At 43.7% G+C, this 23,144-nt stretch carries 21 protein-coding genes and 1 pseudogene; 10 read left to right on the top strand and 12 right to left on the bottom strand.

The genetic code is table 11. The annotated features are described in order from the left end of the window. Positions 1-2: 2 nt before the first annotated feature. Positions 3-383 (top strand): VOC family protein, encoded by a 381-nt coding sequence (locus tag ICW23_RS06805; protein WP_016937329.1) that lies wholly within the window; start codon positions 3-5, stop codon positions 381-383. A 32-nt stretch (positions 384-415) separates the two neighbouring features. Here the strand turns inward: ICW23_RS06805 and ICW23_RS06810 are convergent, their stop codons facing one another. Continuing rightward, positions 416-1,747, bottom strand: coding sequence for an MFS transporter (locus tag ICW23_RS06810; protein WP_045925741.1), 1,332 nt, complete (start codon positions 1,745-1,747; stop codon positions 416-418). A gap of 216 nt (positions 1,748-1,963) precedes the next feature. On the opposite strand from ICW23_RS06810, the gene ICW23_RS06815 reads away from it, so the two are divergent. Next, the gene (locus tag ICW23_RS06815; protein ID WP_188154215.1) at positions 1,964-2,860 is read left to right on the top strand and encodes a CPBP family intramembrane glutamic endopeptidase; all 897 of its coding nucleotides are present in this window, start codon (positions 1,964-1,966) and stop codon (positions 2,858-2,860) included. On the opposite strand, the gene ICW23_RS06820 is transcribed toward ICW23_RS06815, so the two are convergent. The 4 genes and pseudogenes from ICW23_RS06820 to ICW23_RS06835 all read right to left on the bottom strand — a co-directional run bounded on the left by ICW23_RS06820 (position 2,857) and on the right by ICW23_RS06835 (position 8,798). Beyond that, positions 2,857-4,926 (bottom strand): thioredoxin domain-containing protein, encoded by a 2,070-nt coding sequence (locus tag ICW23_RS06820; protein ID WP_188154216.1) that lies wholly within the window; start codon positions 4,924-4,926, stop codon positions 2,857-2,859. The genes ICW23_RS06815 and ICW23_RS06820 overlap by 4 nt on opposite strands. 1,998 nt (positions 4,927-6,924) lie before the next feature. After that, complete coding sequence (locus ICW23_RS06825; RefSeq protein WP_045925744.1) at positions 6,925-7,902, bottom strand: HD domain-containing protein; 978 nt, start codon at positions 7,900-7,902, stop codon at positions 6,925-6,927. Between the two features lie 114 nt (positions 7,903-8,016). Continuing rightward, positions 8,017-8,235, bottom strand: a pseudogene (locus ICW23_RS06830) (EamA family transporter); the annotation flags it as partial. Positions 8,236-8,363: 128 nt separating this feature from the next. Further along, on the bottom strand, positions 8,364-8,798 hold the full coding sequence (locus tag ICW23_RS06835) for a GNAT family N-acetyltransferase (protein WP_045925747.1): 435 nt from the start codon (positions 8,796-8,798) through the stop codon (positions 8,364-8,366). A 120-nt stretch (positions 8,799-8,918) separates the two neighbouring features. On the opposite strand from ICW23_RS06835, the gene ICW23_RS06840 reads away from it, so the two are divergent. The 5 genes from ICW23_RS06840 to ICW23_RS06860 all read left to right on the top strand — a co-directional run bounded on the left by ICW23_RS06840 (position 8,919) and on the right by ICW23_RS06860 (position 12,057). Further along, complete coding sequence (locus tag ICW23_RS06840) at positions 8,919-9,371, top strand: MarR family winged helix-turn-helix transcriptional regulator (protein ID WP_047477339.1); 453 nt, start codon at positions 8,919-8,921, stop codon at positions 9,369-9,371. A gap of 184 nt (positions 9,372-9,555) precedes the next feature. Continuing rightward, positions 9,556-10,434, top strand: coding sequence for a YitT family protein (locus ICW23_RS06845; RefSeq protein WP_016937338.1), 879 nt, complete (start codon positions 9,556-9,558; stop codon positions 10,432-10,434). Positions 10,435-10,571: 137 nt separating this feature from the next. Further along, positions 10,572-11,006, top strand: coding sequence for a MarR family winged helix-turn-helix transcriptional regulator (locus ICW23_RS06850; RefSeq protein ID WP_188154217.1), 435 nt, complete (start codon positions 10,572-10,574; stop codon positions 11,004-11,006). Between the two features lie 13 nt (positions 11,007-11,019). Then, positions 11,020-11,658, top strand: a complete 639-nt coding sequence (locus ICW23_RS06855; RefSeq protein ID WP_004393039.1) for a nitroreductase family protein — start codon at positions 11,020-11,022, stop codon at positions 11,656-11,658. A 30-nt stretch (positions 11,659-11,688) separates the two neighbouring features. Next, a complete protein-coding gene (locus ICW23_RS06860; protein ID WP_064778469.1) occupies positions 11,689-12,057 on the top strand; it encodes a DUF1304 domain-containing protein in 369 nt (122 codons plus the stop codon). A gap of 116 nt (positions 12,058-12,173) precedes the next feature. Here the strand turns inward: ICW23_RS06860 and ICW23_RS06865 are convergent, their stop codons facing one another. Beyond that, positions 12,174-13,049 carry a LysR family transcriptional regulator gene (locus ICW23_RS06865; RefSeq protein ID WP_016937341.1) on the bottom strand — a complete coding sequence of 292 codons (876 nt, stop codon included), beginning with the start codon at positions 13,047-13,049 and terminating at the stop codon, positions 12,174-12,176. 380 nt (positions 13,050-13,429) lie between these two features. Between ICW23_RS06865 and ICW23_RS06870 the strand changes: the two genes are divergently transcribed. After that, positions 13,430-14,380: a DMT family transporter gene (locus ICW23_RS06870; protein WP_188154218.1), complete on the top strand. Its 951-nt coding sequence runs from the start codon at positions 13,430-13,432 to the stop codon at positions 14,378-14,380. Positions 14,381-14,464: 84 nt separating this feature from the next. Here ICW23_RS06870 and ICW23_RS06875 read toward each other — a convergent pair whose 3' ends face one another. Beyond that, positions 14,465-14,605, bottom strand: coding sequence for a hypothetical protein (locus ICW23_RS06875; RefSeq protein ID WP_156524415.1), 141 nt, complete (start codon positions 14,603-14,605; stop codon positions 14,465-14,467). A gap of 527 nt (positions 14,606-15,132) precedes the next feature. On the opposite strand from ICW23_RS06875, the gene ICW23_RS06880 reads away from it, so the two are divergent. Both ICW23_RS06880 and ICW23_RS06885 read left to right on the top strand, forming a co-directional pair. Further along, positions 15,133-16,350, top strand: a complete 1,218-nt coding sequence (locus ICW23_RS06880; RefSeq protein WP_188154526.1) for an MFS transporter — start codon at positions 15,133-15,135, stop codon at positions 16,348-16,350. A 50-nt stretch (positions 16,351-16,400) separates the two neighbouring features. Beyond that, a complete protein-coding gene (locus tag ICW23_RS06885; protein WP_188154219.1) occupies positions 16,401-16,910 on the top strand; it encodes a DinB family protein in 510 nt (169 codons plus the stop codon). A 72-nt stretch (positions 16,911-16,982) separates the two neighbouring features. Here the strand turns inward: ICW23_RS06885 and ICW23_RS06890 are convergent, their stop codons facing one another. From ICW23_RS06890 to ICW23_RS06910, 5 genes are all read right to left on the bottom strand, one after another. Then, entirely contained in the window at positions 16,983-17,645 is a 663-nt protein-coding gene (locus tag ICW23_RS06890; protein WP_099744908.1) for a GntR family transcriptional regulator, read from the bottom strand. 77 nt (positions 17,646-17,722) lie between these two features. After that, complete coding sequence (locus tag ICW23_RS06895; protein WP_395941036.1) at positions 17,723-19,279, bottom strand: glycoside hydrolase family 32 protein; 1,557 nt, start codon at positions 19,277-19,279, stop codon at positions 17,723-17,725. A 60-nt stretch (positions 19,280-19,339) separates the two neighbouring features. Further along, the gene (locus ICW23_RS06900; RefSeq protein ID WP_045925625.1) at positions 19,340-20,761 is read right to left on the bottom strand and encodes a glycoside hydrolase family 68 protein; all 1,422 of its coding nucleotides are present in this window, start codon (positions 20,759-20,761) and stop codon (positions 19,340-19,342) included. Positions 20,762-21,108: 347 nt separating this feature from the next. Then, positions 21,109-22,017: a DMT family transporter gene (locus tag ICW23_RS06905; RefSeq protein ID WP_223152297.1), complete on the bottom strand. Its 909-nt coding sequence runs from the start codon at positions 22,015-22,017 to the stop codon at positions 21,109-21,111. A 165-nt stretch (positions 22,018-22,182) separates the two neighbouring features. After that, positions 22,183-23,112, bottom strand: a complete 930-nt coding sequence (locus tag ICW23_RS06910; protein WP_004393053.1) for a manganese-dependent inorganic pyrophosphatase — start codon at positions 23,110-23,112, stop codon at positions 22,183-22,185. Positions 23,113-23,144 lie beyond the last annotated feature (32 nt).

A 23,144-nucleotide genomic window follows, 5' to 3' on the forward strand; every position in this document is an offset into this window, starting at 1 on the left:
ATATGCGAATTGAACATGCAGCGATATGGGTCAAAGATTTAGAACGGATGAAAGAATTTTATGAGAAATACTTCGGGGCAAAGGCCAATGACCTTTACCATAATGAGAAAAAGGATTTCAAATCGTACTTTCTGTCATTTGACTCCGGATGCAGGCTGGAACTTATGAAAAAAGGAGGCATTGATGAAACTCCGTCACAGAATATGACCGGATGGGCGCATCTCGCATTCTCTACAGGCAGCAAGGAGCGGGTGAATGAACTGACGGAGACGTTTAAAAATGACGGATTTCAGGTTGTAAGCGGCCCGCGCGTAACGGGTGACGGATATTATGAGAGCGTGATAGAGGATGGGGAAGGCAATTTGATAGAAATCACAGTGTAACAGTGCGGGGTGAACCCGCACTGTTTTATTGATTATATTTGCTGTGCATTTGTTTTCGGGCCGAAGAGGATTAACAGAACGGAACATAGAAGCCAGCAGCCGCCGATAAACAAAAAGACACTGATGTATCCGAGTTTTACGGCAATAAATCCGACGAGCAGGGAACCGAATATGTTGGAAAAACGGCCGAGCCCGTACGCCAGCCCGCTGCCCGCCGAACGATATTCCGTCGGATACGGCTCTGATGTGTATGCGTATAAATTTGAGGTGAAAACCCGTTCCGTGACGTTGACGACAAATCCAAACACAATAATCATCACGGGAATAAACGTCATGCCGTACAACAGTCCGGCAATGGCGGTCAGAAAAGCGCTTGCGGCCAGAATCCATTTCCTTTGGAACGTCTCGGATATCATGGAACCGAGCAACGCGCCAAGCGGGGCGCCGACAGAGTGAAGCACATTGTACCACAGCGTTTTTTCCATGGTGATGCCGTTGCTTTTCAGCAGGCTGGGCACCCATGAGGCAAAGCCGTAAAAGCCAAAGGTTTCAAGAATCCATACTGCAGACAGGATGATGGTGATCTTTAAATTCCTGCCCTGAAACAGCCCTAAGTAGCCGGCGTGCTTCACTGTATGTACTTCTGCTGCTTCTTTTGGCGCGGGGAGCGGACCTTTTTCTTTCTCTACGCGGGCTTCAAGCCGATTCATAATGGCGTCTGCCTGATCATATGCCCCCCGATTTTCGTGCCAGCGCGGCGATTCCTCAAGCCGGCGGATAAAAAAGAAATAAATGAGACCGGCCGCGCCCCATACAAAAACGAGCCGCCATCCCCATGAGCCTAACGGAATGACAAAAGCGGATACGACGTTTGTCACGGGAACGCCGATTAAGCCAATCATGGCGCAAAAGGAGATGTATTTTCCCCGAACGGAGGATGGGAAGAATTCCGCCAAGTAGCTGTTAGTGACAATCATAGCGGCCGCGACGCCGAGACCTGTCAAAAACCTGAAAATCATTAAGGAAGGAATGTCCCATGCCAGCGCATTCAGAAAAGATGAGATCGAAAAGATAAGAACAAAACAATTCAGCGCTTTTTTCCTGCCGATCCGATCAGACAGCCTGCCGCCGAGCGAGGCGCCTAAAAACATGCCCAGGAAGGATGCAGCCGTGATGTCGGCAATGGTGGACAGCTTCACGCCCCAATGCTCAATCAGCGCAGGAGCGACGTTGCTGAGCGTAAACAGATCAGCGAGATCGAAAAAATAGATGATTCCGAGAGCGGTTAATACTTGATAGTGCACACGCGAAATGGGGAGACGGTCTAATCGGTTCGCCACATTTGAGAATGTCTGATGTTTCATAAAAAACCCCCTGACTTGGCAAAATGTAATCAGAAAATACTGTAAATTTATCTGACAAATACATTATAAAGGTCTTTTTATGGCAAAAACAGAGTGCAAATAACCAGAGCCGAAGGAAACGGCATAGCGCTTTCTTCTTAAAAATATATAACATTTTCTATATCTGATTCTGTTTATATTGTAAAATGTTGAAGGAAAGGAAGTTGATGCATAAAAATGAATATGTTTATAAGGCCCGCAGAAGGAAGAAATAGTGTGTGGAGATATCTCCTTTCTCTGTTGGTCATTGCGGGTTTGTTCTTTTTTGGAAGCATATTGACCGTGTTTTATATGTTTCTCACGTCCGAGTTCAATCCTTCATTGACGATAGATTGGGATGAAGCGGCATTAAGTGACCCGCTGGCGGATATTTATTTACAGCATATCGTCTATTTCATAGCCATCCCGGGCATTTGGATAGCAGTTCGTTTCATTATGAAACGGCGGTTTTTATCCATCATTACACCGAATCAGTCGCTGAACTGGAAGCGGATTTTCTTTGGATTCGGCACTTACTTTTTGTTGATGTTTATGGCGGGGCTGATTGATTTTTCAATCCATCCGGATCGCTTCTCGCTTCAGGAATTCCATGCTTCACGCTTTCTGCTGCTGTTAGCGGCAGCCATCTTTTTGGTGCCGATTCAAACCTCCGCGGAGGAATTTCTCTTTCGGGGTTTTCTGCTTCAGTTCGCCGGAAAACTGACGGCAAATGCGGTGGTTTTGACTGTCATCGTCGGCGGATTATTCGGCGCACTTCATTTCGGAAATCCGGAGATGGAAAACGGGGCGCTCTGGGCGGGAATCGGATATGTCACCATCGGCATGATCTGGACCTTTATCACGATTAAAACAGGCAGTCTGGAGATGTCCTTGGGCGGTCACGCTGCCAATAATATGTTTTTATTTATCTTTCTCACAGAGGATCATTCGGTGTACAGCGGTATTCCGTCGCTATTTGCAACAGCTGCCGGCGGCTATGAAATATTTGATTGCATATCGACTCTGGTGATTAATATCATCTTCGCATGGCTCGCGTTCCGTTTTGTGAAAAAAGAAAAGCAGCAGGCCGCCTAGGCTCTGCTGCTGATTTGTAATGTGTTCATCGCTTCATCAATATCCGTCGTCGGCCTGCGGCAGGTAAAATTTTCACAAATGTAAACCGTCGTTTTACCGTCAATCATTTGATAACCCGCGGCAAAATCAGAAATGCCTGCAAGCTCTGACGGATGTTCCGCGGCGAGAATCGTATAGGCGGGAGTGAAATGTTCCTGAAGCGCCTCAATGAAACGCTTTCTGTCCGGATCATCTTTGCTTCCGAACACAACGATTTCTTTTTGCGGCATTGTATACGCCAGTACGCTTTGCATGAAGAAAGCGTTGCTGCTCGGGTAGGCCTCTATTTCCCGTTTGAAAACAGAAAACATGGCTTCTGCTTTTTCGATCAGTGATCCATCACCCGTCAGGCGGCCGAGGCGAAGCAGCTGTACGGCAGCCGCGCTGTTTCCGGAAGGCACGGCCCCGTCATAAACTTCTTTCTCCCTGACAAGAAGAGTCTCGGCATCATTCCCCGTAAAGAAGAAACCTCCGTGTCCTTCATCCCAGAACAGTTCCAGCATTCTTGTACATAACGTTTTCGCTTTTTGCAGATAAGACGCATCAAAATTCGCTTCATACAGGTCAAGGTAAGCCCAGATGAGAAAAGCGTAATCATCGATAAATCCTTTGTTTTTCACTTCGCCCTCACGGTAGCGGACCATGACGCGCCCGTCCGGCATGAGGTGAAGTTCGAGAAAGCGGATCGCTGTTTCCGCCATGCTGAGAAAGTTCGGCTCGTGAAATACCTTTGCGGCTTTTGCCAGTCCGGCAATCATGAGCGCGTTCCATGAGGTCAGCACTTTGTCATCTGTGTGCGGATAGCTTCTGTTTTCCCGCGCCTCCAGCAATTTTGTTCTTGCCTCTTCAAGACGTTCGGTCAGCTCATGTCCGGTGAGGCCGGTCTCTTCGAGGATGGCCTCACGCCGCGTGAAAATAAGGTTCGGGATGTTTTCTCCTTCGAAATTGCCTTGATCTGTGATGTTATATACCTTGCAATAAAGCGAGCCGAGTTCATCACCGAGAAGATCCATGATTTCTTTTTTTGACCATATGTAATATTTCCCCTCACGGCCTTCGGTATCAGCGTCTAAGGCTGAGAAAAAGCTGCCGTCTTCATGCATCATTTCCCGCTGAATAAACGTCACGATCTGCATCGCAACCTGTTTGTAGCGCTCGTTGCCCGTGACTTGATAGGCTTCGGTATATGCAGTCAGGAGAAGGGCGTTGTCATACAGCATTTTCTCAAAGTGCGGCACGAGCCATTCATTATCAGTCGAGTAGCGGGCGAATCCGAACCCGATGTGGTCAAAAATACCGCCGTTCGCCATGCCGTCGAGTGTCTTGGTTACGCCTGCCAATGCCTGTTCCTTACCCGTATAGCTGTAGTAGCGAAGCAGAAACATGAGCATATGCGGCATCGGGAACTTCGGAGCCTGGCCGAACCCGCCGTACACCGTATCAAACCCGCCGGCCAGCTGGCGATACGTGTCATGGACCGCCTGTTCGCCAAGCATGCCCTCAGCCGGGTGAACCTTGACTTCAAGATGAGCGGCGGCGTTTTCAGCAATATCCTCGACATGCTGCCGGTCGTTTGCAAACGTTTCGGACAGATGTTCAAGCACATCGATAAAGCCAGGGCGGTTAAATTTGCTCGTCTTCGGAAAATACGTCCCCGCATAAAACGGCTTCTGATCAGGTGTGATGAACACATTCAGCGGCCACCCGCCCTGCCCCGTCATCAGCTGGCAGATTCTCATATACACGGAATCCACATCAGGCCGCTCCTCACGATCAACCTTGATGGCTATAAATTTATCATTTAGAATACCGGCGATCTCTTCGTCTTCAAAGGACTCGTGAGCCATTACGTGGCACCAGTGACATGTCGAATAGCCGATGCTGACAAGAACCGGCTTGTTTTCGCGTTTCGCTTTTTCGAAGGCTTCTTCTCCCCAAGGGTGCCAGTTTACGGGGTTGTGGGCGTGTTGGAGGAGATATGGAGACTTCTCTGTGATTAAACTGTTGGGTTTGCTTTTATTTGGCATGGGATCATCCGCTTTCAATTTGTTTTTCATTCTTACTGTACCACAAGTATAAAATTAAATACTTTAAATATTTCCCCTTTCAAACGTGAAGGTGTTTTTCATTTATCCCATATTATGGGTTAGTCCCCACTGGTCTGCGACAGTTTTTTTGTGGTGTGTTCCGGAAAGAGTGGTTATGTTAAGTTACGTTGCAAATAAACAAATTACTAATTCTGTTCTTTTGTTAGCTTTGAGCTTTTGTGATATATGATTTAACTGAAGGAGATTATATGTATTGAATTGATTTAATAAACCTTTGGTGACGGCGGCCGACTTGGTTAAAGGAAAAGAAACAAAGTTGGAAGAGTAGACTTTATGTCTGCTCATTTTTTTGTGCTTAAAATCTGTCAAAAAACAATAATATTGAATAGCACATTTTTAGTAAAAGAAACATAAGTCCAATTCGTTAAGATCGTTTTTTCATATTCTATAAAAAAACTGGAGGTGTATTTTTTGTCAAGTTGGTACGAGGGATTAATCTAAGAGTTGCATAAGAAGCGAGATATAAAATAGATGAAATAGCCCGTCCATACACTTAATTCAGTGCAAGAATTCAAAGCAGCCGCTTGAGTCAAGAAATGAGTTGCTGTTTCTGAGAATATTGCAAAAAACTGAACTATATCCTGAAACTGTATTAACAATGTTATGCGTGTTGCCAACTCTAGTTACGGTAATGAGAGAATGGCTAGGTTCGCCGTTCTTACAGATTGGGCACACTGGGCATTCCAATGCTGTTTTCCTTTTTTTTTGCTCATTGAGGAAGAGGAGTGAATTGATCCAGTTCTTTCGGTATGGAACCTCGGGAAACCACTTGATGGTTTTTAACAGTAACGAATGGAAAAAGTAAAAAATTGGGCGTGTGAGAAAATAATTATTTATTCAAACAGATCCTGATATTCATAGTTAGTAAGCAGATTAAATGAGAGGAAGTGGTATGTTTGGTTGTTATCGTACGTGGAACATGCGTAGGAGTGTCATACCGAGCGAGCAGCGGAGCTTCATGCAGGAATGGCTATTGTGTTCATAACGGAAGATTGGTAGGTGGCGTCACAAGTATAACGAACAACACCATCAATGTAACCACAAGTGTTCAAAACACAAACTTGTCGGCTTATCAGGGCATTCTTCTCAGTCACTTAGCGGTTAATCCTATAACTGGTCAAGTCACCCAGCAGTATTTATTCATTAACAGAAACCGATTACAAAGCGTTAGAGTAACTCCTTATACGAAATATAGAGATGCCAATTGTCACCGGGAAAGTCATTATAATATACCTGACATCATTTATCCAGGTGAATGTGTCGGAATTAGGTTTTTTGTAAATAATCGTTATGAAATCAGTAATGGCAGATACCTATATTGGCAAGGGGCAACGAACCACTGTAGATTCAATGAACGCCCTCAGAGTACGAACAGAAGATATGTAAGACAGATCTGGTATTCTCATTGGATACTTAATCCAAATAATCCTGCGGATATTATTGATCAAAAAAAATCAAGAGGGCGAGGGGCTCCTGGAAATGAGCACCGAATTTATGTTTTTAAACTGAGAGATCCATTTAATGGCGAGATCATACCAGTAACTCCAATACTCTCTAATAGAAGGAATTTAAGAATTATTTATCATTAGGTATGACAGAGAGTTAATCTTTGAGGGGGGCCAGTGCAGAAAGGAATTCCTAAAAACAGGCATGCTGGTTCCCCTCTAATAAAAAAGAGAATTGTTTCTTACTAATAAATAATTTAAAGATAAATGTAAATTGGCAATGGTTCCGATTTTGGAACGGAAACGCATATGCGTTAAGAAACAGCTTCACACACTTATTGTAACTTTCTAGTTATAGTGACACCAATGACAGTCGAATAGCCGATGCTGACAAGGATGGGCTTGTTTCGTGTTTTACTTTTTCACTGTTCCCTACGTCTGCCTAATGATTGAAGCAGGCTCAAGAGGTAAATCAGTTTGAAATTATTTTTACATACATCCCTTCTTCAGCTTTTTTCTTAGCATTTTCGTTCATCGTTTTAATTTCTTTTGATAATGCAGAGGAAGCGATAAGTTTGTCATCATAGAATACAGACGGATCAATAATCCTCATTTTATTCTTACGATGCAAATGATAATCAGCCTTATCTTCTTTAACAATGACTCTTCGATGTAAGCGGCTAACAAGATTTTTAACATCCATATCCCCGGAAGAACGCAAGATGTCCATTACTTCTTCATCTGTTCCGAGCAGTGTGTTTATGTTAATGATTTCTTTATCCAAGGCGGTTTTTAAAGTCTTAGCCAAATAATCATAACCGTAAATATTAAGAGGATTCATAAAGAAATCAATAACCTCTTTATAATAAATTCTTACAAACCATTCAGCAGTCTTTATATCTTTTAAGTATATTTTTCCTTCTTTAATTATTAGATGATCTAAGAAATGATCAACTTCCTCCATTGTGATGTTTTCGTACCGATACATATCTCTTAAGGTATAATCGATTCTGTCAGCGCATAACTCAGGAGCTGGCTGTTCGAGCAAATTCCAATTAGAGTTGTCTAATAGAATGTCTTTGTAATTTAATCCATATGTACTGAGAATATGGGGGATTTCTGAATCAGTTATGATTTGATGATAAATGTTTTCGTGATAATCCTCATTTTTATTGTTAAATACAAAATCAATAACGTGTGAAAATGCAGTATGAGATACATCGTGAAGTAAACCTGCGATCTGTTCTTCTAAAGAGCCGCCCAATTTTTTTATGAGAAGCATTACGCCTATGGAATGTTCATACCTCGTGACATTCCACTTTTGATTCACAACATAACTTGCTCCTCCTTGGTAAACACCTTTTAGTCTTTGTACTGGATGACTGAAAATAAGCTCTTCAAGAATTCCATCTACAACATAATCGCCATAAATACTATCTGTTATCTTCATTTTCCTTACACCCCTTTTATGCGCCAAGCATGGCAAAGAAGCTGCAACCTATCGCATCATGGATTTTCTTTCTTTTAATATTGATATACTTAACATATCACAATTCTGAAAAATTCAGTTAAGCCTGATTTTATTTGCTTCCAAATAGATAAAACACACCCCGACGACTGTAACTGTTCCGCCTAAAAGAGAAATAAAGGCGGGCGCTTCGCCTATCCAAAACCAGGAAATAAGTAAGGATAAAGCGGGTGTTGCGTAAAGTGAAATGGCTGCTTCTGAAGCGCCGACGATTGAAGTGACGTATGCAAGTGCAAAGTATGGGATAACCGTTGGGGCGGCCATTTGTGACAAGCACCGGCTGCGAATACATTCCTTTTAGTTGTGGGTTTCAGGATAAGAAAAAAAGCCTTTATAGAAGGCTTTCGGTAAATAATTCATACAGCCGTTTTGCTGTTATTCGGTTAAACCAACTCTTTTGTCATTAAAACATGCGGGATACCGTCTTCCATAAATTCCGGTGAATCTGTCTGATATCCCAGTTTGTGATAAAAGCCTTCCGCTTGTGTTTGTCCATGCAGTTTACATTGGGTGATGCCTTTTTCTTTTATCATGTTTTCTAATTCGCGTATGATTACTTTGCCCAACCCGTATTTGCGGTAAGGCTTCAGGATGCAGATTCGTTCGAGCTTGCCTGTATGGTTTACGATGCGGACGCGTCCTGTGCCGGCAGGCTGATTTTCATGATAAACCAAGACATGCCCGCACTGTTCCTGAAGCGTATCAAATTGATCAAACTCATCGGATTCGGGTACTTGCTGTTCCTCAATGAATACTGCTTTTCTAATCTCGAGCGCTGCTTGTAAATCAATTTCCGTCGTTATTCTTTTTACCCTCATCATTAACCAATCCTTTTCACATATTAGTCTGGACTGCACGGCTTGCTTGTGGTCTTATAGAAGTAACGATAAAACAATTATATTGTAAATGCAACAAAAATACGAAGGGTTTGAAAAGATATGACTGATATTTTGCGGGAAATCGGCATGATTGCCCGGGCATTGGATTCCATCAGCAATATAGAATTTAAAGAATTAGACTTAACAAAAGGGCAGTATCTCTATCTTGTTCGTATATGTGAAAACCCGGGAATGATACAGGAAAAATTGGCGGAAATGATTAAAGTTGACCGAACAACAGCGGCGAGAGCGATAAAAAAACTGGAAATACAAGGGTTTATTGAAAAGCGTCCTGATGATCAAAATAAAAAAATAAAAAAACTGTTCCCGACCGAAAAAGGAAGAAAGGTTTATCCGTTATTGCAAAGAGAAGGAGAGCACTCTGCGGAAGTAGCCTTGGCCGGCTTTACATCTGAAGAAAAAGAAACCATTTCCAGCCTTCTTCAGCGGGTGAGAAAAAATATAGAACATGATTGGGAATATGTGAAGAAGGGAAACAAAAGGGATTATTAATGGATAATAATTCCTTTTACTGTGTGGTGGTGTTTTGAATGATTAAAGCCGTAAATGGATACTTTATCTGTAAAATCACCTTCCTCGGTTCCTGCTTCACAATCGGCTGATCGGCTTATTTTTAACGAAAAGTATCAATTATGGTATATTTAAATAAGATAAAATAATTGAAGCGGGGAATGATATGAATACAATCGAAAAACAAAAACGTAAGAAATTTAAAGCAAAATCCATCGTACGGGCCATCATGGTCATCATCGGCGGAATCATTGCCGCGTATGGGCTGGAAACCGTATTGATTCCGAATAGTGTATCTGACGGCGGAGTGACCGGACTCAGCATTGTCGGTTCGCAGCTGTTTCATTTGCCTCTTGGGATCTTAATTGCGGTGATCAATATACCATTTGTCTGGTTGGGATATAAGCAAATCGGGAAAGGCTTTGCGTTTCTATCCATTATCGGCATTGTCTCACTTGCCGCGGGTACAAGCTTTTTCCATCACACGCCGGCTATCATCGAGGGAGACACCCTGTTAATCACCGTTGTAGGCGGGATTATTCTTGGCTTGGGAATGGGCTTGGCACTGCGTAACGGCGGCGCATTAGACGGAATTGATATGCTGGCCGTGCTGCTGTCACGGAAATTGCCGTTCGGCACGAGCGACCTCATTTTATTTTTAAATATCTTTGTGTTTATTTTTGTTTCTTTTGTATTCGGGCTGCAAGGCGCTTTGCTTTCCGTGATTGCTTACTACATTGCGTCTAAGGTGATTCATGTGGTTGAGGAAGGCTTAAGCGGTTCGAAAACATTTCAGATTATCACCAACGAGCCTGCATTAATGGTCGAAACCATTCGTGAGGAATTAGGCCGAAGCGCTACGTATAAAGAAGCATACGGCGGTTTTTCTCATGAAAAATTCAAAGAAATCACATGTGTCATCAACCGTTTGGAAGAGACCAAACTGAAGGAAATTATTAATGACATTGATAAGCACGCCTTTGTAACGGTATATGATGTAGCTGAAGTAAAAGGCAGTAATTTCAGAAAAGTTCATAATCATTAAGAAGCGAGCTGCCGTTCACCGGCAGCTTTTTTTAAAAAGGAGAAAACACTTGCAAAAAAAGAATAACGGATGTATATTATTGATATATCAAACATTGACTAGTCAATTAATTGCGCAAAAGAAAGTAGGGATGGGTTTTGACAGCATGTTGTTCAGAGGAAGGCGAGATTTTATATCAGCTTCAATCACTGCATAAAATAATCGGAGCGAAGTTTGAAGCGTGCACCGGAATCAGCCAATCCCGTCTTGAGCTTCTCGCCGTGCTCTTTCACGTCGACGAGATCAGTCAAAGCGATCTTCAGAAAAAGGTGAATATTGATGGGGCGGCTGTTACAAGACACTTGAAACAGCTTGAAACCAAAGAAATGGTCACAAGAAGACGCAAACCTGAGGACAACCGCATTATACTTGTCCGGCTTACTGAACAGGGACGGGAGAGAATTGAGACTTCCAAAAAAGAGAAGGAGCGTTTCATAAAGGAAATGCTTGCCGGTGTCAGCGCGGAAGAACGCAGTATGTTAAAAAACGTATTGTCGCAGATGCAGAATAATATAGAAAATATGAAAGCATAGGAGTGTATTACACATGAAAACAGAACTGAAAACAAACGACTTTATGGACATTATGAAAGGCCGCCGTTCCATTCGGAATTACGATCCGGCTGTAAAAATCAGCAAAGAAGAAATGACTCAAATCTTGGAAGAAGCAACGACAGCGCCGTCTTCAGTTAACGCGCAGCCATGGCGTTTCCTTGTCATTGACAGCCCTGAAGGAAAAGAAAAACTCGCGCCGCTTGCTAGCTTTAACCAAACACAAGTCAGCACATCATCTGCGGTGATCGCGGTTTTCGCAGATATGAACAGTGATGACTATTTAGAAGAAATTTATTCAAAAGCGGTCGAACTGGGCTACATGCCGCAGGAAGTAAAAGACAGACAAATCGCTGCGTTGACGGCACATTTTGAAAAACTTCCGGAGCAAGTGAACCGTGAAACGATTCTGATCGACGGAGGCCTTGTTTCCATGCAGCTGATGCTTACGGCACGCGCGCACGGCTATGACACAAACCCGATCGGCGGCTACGATAAAGAAAAGATCGCCGAGGTTTTCGGAATGGATAAAGAGCGTTATGTACCGGTCATGCTGTTATCAATCGGAAAAGCGGCGGACGAAGGATATGCTTCCTACCGTCTTCCTATCGAAACAATCGCACAATGGAAATAAGGTTGAAGTGAAGCTGAGAGGAGAGAGACAGTGGACATTATTGCAGCTGTTTTCGTCGGAATTGTAGCTTTAGAACATGTATTTATCATGATACTTGAAATGTTTTTTATCAATTCGAAGGCAGCTAAGCGGTCCTTCAAATTGCCGAAGCATTTAGAAGGTGATCGGAATGTGGCGGTCATGTTTGCAAATCAAGGTCTGTATAATGGATTTCTGGCTGCCGGCCTCATTTGGGGGCTGATCCTCGGAGCTGATCCGATTGGCCATATGATTCAATTGTTTTTCGTCATCTGCGTGGTCATCGCCGCTCTTTTCGGCGGCTTTACTTCAAACAAATCAATTATCGTAAAACAAGGACTTCCGGCTGTTTTAGCGCTTATTTTTCTTTTATTGGCGTAGCAGACGGAGTGAGGGCTTCCTTCTCGGAAGCCCTCTTTTTTTATTCTGTTTTGAAGAACAGGTTCGGCCGTCGTTGCTTGTGCGCATCGGCTTTTTTTTCGTCAGGACGGCATTGTTCAGCCGAAATGTTCAATCACATGCTGTTTGAACGTTTCAGCAACAGGAGATAAAAATCTGCCTTCTATCCAGGCGAGGCCGATCACGCGCTGGCATTTTGGCCAGCTGATGCGTATTTTTGAGAGGTTGCTTTGATCCAATCCTTTTAAATCAGGCAGAATGGAAACACCGAGACCGGAGGCCGTGAAGCCGGCCGCAGTTGCCGCCTCTTCACTTTCGAACATAATCTTCGGATGGATATCTGCTTGTTCAAATAGCTGATCAGCCGTCATTCGGAGCGCATACCCCTCTTTCAGCAATATAAAAGGTTCTTCGGCGAGTTCGTCCAGAGTGACGGTTTCACGATGTGCCAGGCGATGTCCTTTCGGTACATATAAAAAGAGTTCCTCACTCCATAATTGCACCCATCGAATCGACTTTTCAGGTTTAGTGGATGCGAGAAGGCAGAGATCAAGCTTACCTTCTTTCAGCTGATCGAGCAGCCAATAGGAATGATTTTGTCTTAATGTAATGCTGATTGCGGGGTGTTTTTGCTGAAAGGTCTTGATGACATCCGGAACGATGGCTGTCCCGAGTGTATGTAAAAATCCAAGAGAAACCTCTCCTTGATCCGGCTGCAATAAAGCCTGAATTTCCTCTCGGCCGTCAGTATACTCTTTCATCATGGTCTGAACCCGTTTTAAAAACATTGCTCCGTATTTGTTCAATGTAATCGAACGGCCCTGTCTGTCAAACAGCGGAACGCCTAAGTGGGTTTCCAATCGGGAAATTGAGCGGGAGAGTGCGGGCTGTGATATGGACAATAGCTTTGCGGCTTTTGTGACATGCTCAGTTTGTGCGAGCGTTTGGAAATATTCAAGCTGTTCCCATTCCATCAATGTCACCTCTTTCATTTTATTACTGATAAGCATTATAGATATATTTATTATGCATTATACATCATAAGGGACAGGCGCCAGTATGGCAATGGCATGTATGTACACAACCGAAAATCTCGGTTTTTTCTATTGATATCCTTCGTTATGATAAAAAAATCAGCCCCATTGCCATGCCAAGGCCGGAACCTGAAGACGCCAGTATGTCTAAAATTATTGATAGAAATGCATTATGGTATATAAAACAAAAAGGGAAACTGCTTACAGAATCGAAATAAATAATATTAAATTAAATGTATGATATAAATAATAACCTTGAGCACCTTGCGCTATGAGCCAGGGTGTTTCATTTCTTTCATACTAAGGAAAGGTGTAAATCTATGAGCAAAATCGAAGTGAATACTCCGCCAAAACTAAATCACCCGTTTCTCGCCGGAATGTTGTTTATGATTGTTGGTACGCTATGTTTTGCCTCAAAGTCGATCTTTATTAAGTGGGCTTACTCATTCGGAGCCACTCCGGAGTCAACGCTATTTTTCAGGCAAGTGATTGCAACCCCTCTTTTTTGCATCATTTTTCTTACATATCGTGCTAAATTATCTGAAAAACCGGCAAAGGCTGATATAGTCAGAGCAGGAATCACGGGTCTGCTCGTTTTTTTTCTATCTCCGCTGTTGGACTTTATCGGGCTGCATTATGTTTCAGCTATTGTAGAAAGGATGCTCGTTATGAGTTATCCGATTTTTGTCATGATTATCTCGTTTTTTGGAAAAATGGAGAAAATCACCGTTGCAGACATCATTTCTGTCGTTGTGGTCAGCATAGGAATCTTTTTTTCCATTGGCGGCTGGAATCTGCACGAATTGAGTGCGAATATATTTGGCGCTTTTCTCGTTCTTCTGTCGTCCGCGGTTTACGGACTTTATTTGGTCCTGTCCGGTCAGCTTGTTCGCAAAGTAGGCAGTATCCGTATGAATGCATATGGGATGTCCTTAGCAAGCATTGCCATGGTGCTTTTTTTAATCATCAGAAAGGGTTTTGGCTATCAGACAGAGTTATGGTCGTTTCAGCCACCCGTATATTTCCTTTTTTTAATCATTGCTGTATTTACAACAGTCGTTCCTTTTTTATTTATGCTGGAAGGTATCAAACGGATTGGGGCAGTAAGAGGGTCTTTGATTTCAATGATGGGCCCGATCATCACAATCATCTTTGGCGCCTTTTTCCTGGGGGAGCGCTTAACATGGATACAGTGGATAGGCTGTTTCATTGTCCTAAGTATGATTACTTTTTCGGAAGGCAGGAAAATCAAATTAAAGATGAAAACCTGACATGCGGAGCCTCCCATATAAGGAGAAAAAAAGCCGATGCTTGCGAGCATCGGCTCTTGTTTTGTTCCGAAATCACAGAGTTAATTAATCTTTCATCGCCTTCAAAATATCACGATAAGTGCCGATTTCTTTTTCGTTAACGAAATAACATTTTCGATGTCGGCCAGCTGTTTTTCCAGCTTGCTGACGTGTTTCGTTAAGATCTCTACCTTCGTTTTGAGCCAAAGCAAAGTCTCTGGTGGGAATAAAATTCAGTCATCTCTTCAATAGAGAGCCCCGTCTTTTTTAGCTTTGTAAAAAGGATTGGGTGTCGATGTCTTTTTGAAAGTAAATGCGTACACCGCTTTCTTTTCTTTGCGGCGGGGGCAGCAAGCTGATTTTTAATAACGAAGGGTATATTTATCAAATTTTTCCAGTATTTTTAGCCGGAAGCCAATCTTTCTTACGTATGAATTGTATAAGGAATAATGGAAGAGCTCCTGTAAAAAGCTGCAGGGCCGTAAAGAAAAACGGTGAAATATAGCCGAGTCCGATTTTTGTAGGCGCCCATAAATACCCCGCACGAACGTAACGATGATAATCGCACTGATGATTTTAAATATGTGTCACTCCATCCTTCTTAATTGTTATTTGCTGAAAGTTTCCTTTCTGCTCATAAAGACTAATAGATGGAGTGAACTCTGTTTTTTAAGAGAGCTGATCGGCAAATATGGTATGATTTACATAATCAGGGAGTGAAGCTTTTGCAGAAGATGAATTTGAAGAGGGCGTATTACTCTATTTTATACAGCCAGACCGCTATCAATTTAGGATTCTCACTTTATACAATGGCTGTTATCTTGTTTTTGTTTACAAAAACCGGTTCGACGGCGGCGGCCTCTCTCATGACGTTCGTCAGCATTGTATGTCGCGTATTGGGAAGCGCCGTTTTGCCGCTGGTCACCGGCCGGTTTACGCTTCGGTCTTTGTTGATCGGTTCTCAATTGATACAGGTGACACTGTTAGTCTGTTTGTTTTATGTAATCCAAGCTGGTTCATCGGCTTTCTTTTTTCTGCTGTTTTGTCTGGTCGGAGGAATTTCTTTTTGCAACGGCTGGTTCGCTCCGATAAAAAGCGCGCTGATTGGAGAAATCATTCCTCCTGATCAAAGGGCGAAGGCGAACGGCTTATTATCTGCGGCGGATCAGACCGTTCAGTTTGCCGGATGGTCTCTGGGCGGCGTCATCATCGCATTTTTGGGAGAAAGCTATACAATAATCATCACTGTAATGTTACTGGTTTCTTCGGTTTTGGGCATCATTCTGTTTCTTCAAGTACGCATCTGTGCGACGGCAGCAGTCAGGGAACGTTCACTTTTTGCAGATGCGGCAAGCGGCTGGGTGTATTTATTTAAGCAAAAACAGCTGCGGGCCCTGATGGTGATGGATGTGATCGAATCGTGGGCAGGCATGATATGGATCGGATCTGTGTCCTTAACTTATGTGCATGACGTCCTTCAAAAAGGAGAAGCGTGGTGGGGATATGTGAACGGAGCCTATTATGCAGGGACGATGATCGGCGGATTGATCATCTATAGGTTATCCGGTAAGTTTCAGCGAAGCCTCATTCCGCTTATGCTGACGGGAGCCTTGGCATATGGAATGCTCACTTTTATTTATGGATTGACCAGCAGTGCCGTTCTGGCCCTTTTTCTGGTGCTGTGTATGGGGCCGGCTTGCGTATTAAGAGATCTGACGCAGGAAACCTTTCTTCAAAACATCACGACTGAACAGACACGGGTCAATATATTAGCGGCGAGATCAGCATTCATTCAATTGATCTTTATGTTTTCCATTATTGGAACGGGAATGATCTCGGATGTATTCGGCGTGCGGTTTATTTATATAAGCGCGGGGATTCTTTTATTATTTTCAGCCTTTATCGGGTTTTCTCAGCTGCAAATGAAGAAAACGGTACAGAGCCGCATGTAGCGTGGTATAATCAGGAACGTACGTTCTATATCGAGAGAGGAGAGGGTTTTGTGGGACATCTGGCAATGCAATTGTATGATTATCATCTTTGGGCAAATCAGCAAATATTCACCCGGCTTAAAGAGCTTCCGGAGGATGTGTACCGTAAAGAGATTCAAAGTGTCTTTCCGTCGATAGCCGGTGTATTGACCCATGTGTATCTGTCGGATAAGGGGTGGTTTGATGTGTTCTCCGGAGAGCGTCTGGAGGATACGCTGAAATCAGCTGAACAGCAAAAAGAGGACATCTTGTCTAAAGAGATAGAAGAGCTGGAAAATCTATTTTTGGAATTATCAGACCAATATCAACTATTTTTGCAAAAGGAGGAAAATATCAATCTCTCCCTTGAAATAGAACATCCGTCAGGTGACATCATGAAAACCACGGCGGCCGATATGATTCTCCATGTTGTGAATCACGGAACGTATCATCGCGGGAATATAACAGCCATGCTCAGACAGATGGGGTATGCTTCTGTGCCGACGGATTACGGTATTTATTTATATATAAACAAAAAGTAAACAAGACAGCCAAGTCGGCTGCCTTGTTATATCCGTAAAAAGCCAAATCATATGATTTGGCTTTTTCGTTTGCTAAGACATGTTCTGCAGACGTTCTAAACTGTTTTTCCAATTCGCTTCAAGCGCTGCAAGGGCAGCGGCGTCATCCTGCTGTTCTAATGCGTGAATGATAGCAGCGTGTTCATTGTATGATCTGGTCAATGCATCATCTTCGCTGAAATAGCGGATCTCCATTCTCTGGATTTTCACCTTCAGGCCCACAAGCAATTTGCAGAGTTCGGCATTGTCTGTAAGCAGAATGATGCGATGGTGAAATGCATTATCCGCTTCCAGAATGGCCATTTTATCGCCGGCTTTCACCGTTTGAAGCAGCTCTTCATTAAGCTGTTTCAATTCCTGAATCACTGCAGCGTCCACATGCGGGAGGGCTTGCTGCAACGCGAGTTTTTCAAGCGTCCAGACAATGGAATACAAGTTTTCCGCTTCTTTTAACTCAATCGGAGCGACAAGCGTCCATCTGTTTGCCTTTGTCATGACCAAGCCGTCATCTTCTAAGCGCAATAAGGCTTCCCGTATCGGAGTGCGGCTGATTCCCAATGTTTCCGACAGTTCCTTGTCCTTTAACTTTGTTTCAGGTTTGAGCCTGCCCGTTATGATCCAGTTTCTGAGCGTGTGATACACTTCGTCCCGCATGATGGTTCTTTTCAGCACAGGTTCTTTGTTTTGATTATCCAATGGAACACCTCATGAATCGTAGTATACATACAAGCATTTTAACACAGTATGAACGCCGGTTAGAAATGAAGAGTGATCTAAGGATGAATGGAACCGAGATGCTTTATCTCAATATGCTGAAAGTCAGCGGAACCGCCTTCAGAATAGAGCGTGATTCCCTGATCTTCGGGTTTTGGAAACACTTCATTTGTGAGAACGGTTTTTCCGTCATCTGCAAATACTTCAATACTCGTTTTATCCACGAGAATTTTCAGATGAACGCGCCCTTTATTTCCGTCAAATGGCGCTTTGCTTTCAGTATATGTCCCGGTTTTATCAGGCTGATCTGTAAATGATCTGTTCACATAGGCACAGCCGTCTTCTGCTGAAATACCGACATCAATATGCCGCTTTTGGTCTGCTGATTCTCTGAGTCTGACGCCTGCATTTTTGATATCGGACCAAGAAATATCCATGTCAAGCTGATACGTATCACCCTTGATCGGCAGTGTTTCAGAACCGTTCACCTGTTTGTCTTCAGTGCCGTCCGTTGAAGAGGTTAATTGGTTCAATGCTTCAACCGGCTCTGACATCAGGCTGTAGGTGCCGCCATCCTGCTGCTGAAGGCGGATTTCACGAACGATAGAATCCGTGCCGTTAAAGCCGTTCTTTAGTGTCGGAGTTTCGTTCGGATAATCCCAATTGTTCATCCATGCCAGCGCATAGCGTTTTGTCAGCGGATCTTTGCTATTGCCGTCCTCAAATGTGACGCCGCCGTACCAGTCAAACCCGTAATCGAGCCATTGCGGTTCCGCTTGATCGGCAGTAAATTCTTTTCCGTCAAAGTTTCCGGTCCAATAAGCGTACGTATTCGGTTTGCCCTGAGGTTTGCCGTTTGCGCTTGCGCCGAGAATCCACTTGGCCGTTCCGTCATCTGCACGCATCATATAAAGGTCAGGGCATTCGATGAGGCCGATCTGCTGGGTGATAAAACCGCCCGTGTAATGCCAATTCTTTAAATCGGGTGATTCATAAAAGCCGATTTTTTCGCCCTCGGCCATGGCCATCACCCATTTATTATCCTGTTCATCCCAGATTACCTTCGGATCCCGGAAGTCTTTAGTGCCCGGGTTTTTCATGACGGGCTGATCACTATAGGATGTAAATGTTTTTCCTTTATCCGTGCTGTACCATAAATATTGTTCCTGTGCTTCGGTTTTGGCCGTCGGCTGCGTTGTGATGGCGACCAGTGCGTTTTTGCCGAAGCCTGCCGTGTTGTGTTTATCAATGACGACAGAACCGGTCCATATATCGCCGTTTGGGTTGGTGTATTTCGGAATAGCCGTGCCTTCGTCCCTCCAGTGCACCAAGTCCTCTGATACAGCGTGCCGCCATTCTGTGCCGTTGCCGTTCGGATAATCCCGATTATAAAGATAATAGTAATGATATTTCCCATCGAAAAAAATGGGCTTTTGAGGGTCGTTTTTCCATTTGTCCGGGGTTGTGAAATGATATGCCGCCCGGTAATCCGGTTTATTCTTCGTGTTTGTTTTTGAGGAATTGTTGCTTTTGTCCGGCAGTAAGCCGACAAACAGGAACGCACCCAGAATGAGCAATATTGCAATGGGCCATTTTCGTGCCATGATTGAATTCACCATCTTGTTTAGAAATAAAAGAAAATGCCAATGAAATATGGCATTTTCTTTTTATTATGATTAGTTGTTAACCGTAAGCTGTCCTTGTTCAAGGATGCTGTTTTTGACAACGGATGTTTTCTTGCCTTTGATGTTCATTAAGAAGCTTGGCGCAAAAGTTGCCTTTTTATCCTCAAAGAAGCCTCTGTTTGTCATGTAGCTTGTGATCACGACATTGTTGCCTTTGGCTTGAGGCACTGCGAAGTGAGAGTATGTGAACGTCACATCGTTAGGATCAAGACCCATTTGCAGTACAAGACCTGTTTTGTTCAGCGGCTTGTAAGGACCTGTTAAAGAGTTTGATACATAACCAAGCATGTAAATATCGTTTGAATTAATACCGTCGATCGTCATTTTTGAACCGCGTGAATCAGTGAACAAGTACCATTTGCCGTTCATTTTGAAAACGTTCGCCCGCTCGATTTCATCAGTTACCGTGTTTGAAGTGATCAGCGGCTTCATGACTTTTTTCAATGTGTAATCATTATTTAACTCTATCATACCGAGGGCGCCGTTCGCTAATTCAGCATCGCGTTTTTTAGCACTCTGCTGAAGCTTCTGGCTTTCTTTACGGAAGAAGTTCGTGCTGCCGCCGTAGTACGCTTTGTTAAATAAAGATTCTTCGCCTTGGTATCCGTTTTCTGTTCCTGTATTGGCTTCGAATACAAGGTATTTATGGCCTTTGTCTTCAACGTAGTGAGGGTCTCTCAGCGTATGGTTGTCGCCGGATGTATAGTTGCCTTCATCGATAAACTGCTGAACGTTCTGATATGTTTTTCCGTCGCCGTCAAAAATCGTTTTGTGATCTTCCACTCCGTTGATGTTGAGCGTGCTATCAGATTTTGACACATTTACCTGCGCCGTTGTAAGACTTTGTTTGCCGTAATGTTTACCGGAAAAGTCAGTGTAGAATAAACGGATTTTTCCGTCAGAAGTAAGGGTAGCAGAACCGGACCATTCTTGTGTCTGATCTTTCAGGATTTCATCGTTGGCGTTGAACTTATCGCTGTCTTTAAAGACACGGCCCGCGTTTTTCCAGCTGTCAATCGAGTTGTCGCCGACCTTTTGATAAAACATGTAGATTGATGTGTCATCAGCGTCTTTCGGGCTTCCTGCAAGTGCAAACACGACGTGATAGCCGTTGTATTCAGCTACTGTTCCGTCAGCGTTTTGGAGCGGCCAGCTGTCCCACACATCGAGTCCTTTTGCAGATTCAATATTTTTAATCGTTGATTGATCGAATTGAGGCACTTGGTATTTTTCACTTTGCTGCTGTTTAGGGATCTGCAGCATATCATGGCGTGTGATATGAGAGACGCCGTACGTTTCTTTGTATGGTTTTTGGGTATTTTCTTTCGCGAAGGCTTGAGTGGCTCCCCCTGCCAGAAGTGCAGTCGTAAAAGTTAGAACTGTGGCTCGTTTTGCAAATTTTTTGATGTTCATGTCCATGTCTCCTTTTGTATGTACTTTTGTTGCGATCTGCCGATTCGATCCTCCCGCATTCATGAATGGCAGGTTTGTTACAGAAAAAAAGACCTAAAATATGCAAGGGGTGACGCCAAAGAATACACTTTGCCCTTAACACATTTTAGGTCTTGCCTGCTTTATCAGTAACAATCCTGCATGATTTACTTGTCGACATCATTCTATTAGACTCTGAATCTATTGACAACTGGTCTAATTTCCTCTTTTGGAAGATAGTAAAATGAAAAAAGGCCCTTTAATATATGGGTAATTGAGACTAAGGGGTGCTCCAGGCCTAGGAAAAAACCTCTCTAAAAAAAGAGAGGTTATTTTTTCTTGATAGATAATAAAGCAATGGTGGCTAAAATCAATAAAGTACCCAGCCATTCTGATATTCCGAAGGGAACATGCAGCCAGATCACCGCTAAAAAAGCTGCCGACAGCGGCTCCGCACAGGCGAGCAGGCTGGTTTCAGAGGCACTCAGATATTTCAGGCTTTCCAAGTAGCAATAAAAAGCGATGAGCGTTCCGAAAATGATGATAAATACAATCGCGGCATAAGCGGATAATGACCATTGGCCTTCAAACTTCCAAGGCGGCCGGACTAAGCTGAGAGCGGCTCCGCCGATCAGCATGCCCCATCCGACAATAATGGCGGATCCCCATTTCTTCAAAAGCCGATGCGGCTGAAGAGTGTAAAACGCCAGCGCAAAGGCTGAGCTGATACCCCAAAAGACGGCCAGGCCGGATATGGACAGGCTGCCGGCATTCCCGTGCGTGACCAAAATAAATGTGCCTGCAGCCGCTAATAAGACGGCGAGCAATTCTTTTCCTGAAGGCATTCTCTTTGCGCGGATCGCTAAAAAGCATGTAATAATGGCCGGCCCTAAATATTGGAGAACGGTAGCGGTGGCCGCATTGCCGTACTCAATTGCCGCGAAATAGGTGTATTGAACGCCTAACATTCCGAAAATCCCGAATAAAAGAAGGGGAACTATGTCCCGTCTGTCTTTCCAAACAGCCCATATGCGTCCTTTTTCTTTGCGGTACGCGATTCCGAGCAGAAGCGCCCCTGAAAGCAGCAGCCGTACAGAGGTCAGCCATTCTGTATTAAAATGGCGGTCCTGAAACAGATACTGGGCAACTGTTCCTGAGACACCCCATAAGATAGCTCCTGTAAGCACAAGCCAAATTCCTGTTGTTCGTGAATAGGAAAGAGCAGCGTGTTTTTCCAGCGCAGAACCCCCCTTGCTGTATTGATTTACAATGAATAGAAAAAACGCCTTTCATGTGATATATTATATATCACATATCAAAATGCGTCAAAGCGATTTTTTTGGTTAGCGCTTACAAAAAAAGCCGTAAAAAAAACACCCCGGCGGGTTCCCGGGGTGTTTTGGTTATTCTGCAATCGCGTCTGTTAAAACAGGAACGACTTGTTTCTTTCTGGATACAACACCTTTTAAAAGAGCCGTGTTGTTTTCTAAAGTGACGTTGAATGCTTTTTCCACTTTTGAAGCCTGATCGCCGATGGCAAGCGCAAGGGAATCGTTTTCCAAAATGTCCGTAATCACGAGAAGGAACAGATCAAGGTTTTTCTCAGCAATGACTTTTGAAAGGGCCGCTTCTAATTCCGGCTGACGCTTTTTGACATCTTCAATATCAACTGTGTTGACTTGGGCGATTTCGACTTTTTTGCTGCCGAGCGTGAACTCTTTCGCATCAAGGGAAATCAGCTCTTCCACCGTTTTTTTGCTTAAGTCGGCGCCTGCTTTAAGCATGTTTAAGCCGTACTCTTCCGCATCTACGCCGGCAATTTCAGCAAGCTCTTTTGCCGCCGCGATATCTTGCTCTGTGCAAGTCGGAGATTTAAATAAAAGTGAGTCGGAAATAATCGCTGACAGCATAAGACCGGCAATTTCTTTCTCGATTTTCACGTTATTTTCTTTGTACATTTTGTTTAAGATCGTAGCCGTACAGCCGACCGGCTCTGCACGATAGTAAAGAGGCTCCGCCGTTTCGAAGTTGGCGATACGGTGATGGTCAATGACTTCAAGAACCTGAACGTCTTCGATATCCTTGATGCTTTGCTGGCGTTCATTGTGGTCAACAAGGATGACGCCGTTTACTTCGTTTGCGGCTGTTTCCACGAGGCGCGGGCTTTCCTGCTTGAAATAATCAAGCGCGTATTGTGTTTCGCCGTTGACTTGTCCTAGGCGGACAGGCTCAGCATTGAAGCCGAGTTTGTTTTTTAGATCAGCGTAGGCAATGGCAGAGCAAATGGTATCTGTGTCTGGGTTTTGATGTCCGAAAATAAGAATTTTTTCCATAATAACTCCTTGTCCTTTTTTGTAGTGTAAAC

Origin of the sequence: Bacillus sp. 1021, assembly GCF_014534735.1 — a bacterium.
Classification (GTDB): Bacteria; Bacillota; Bacilli; order Bacillales; family Bacillaceae; genus Bacillus; species Bacillus siamensis.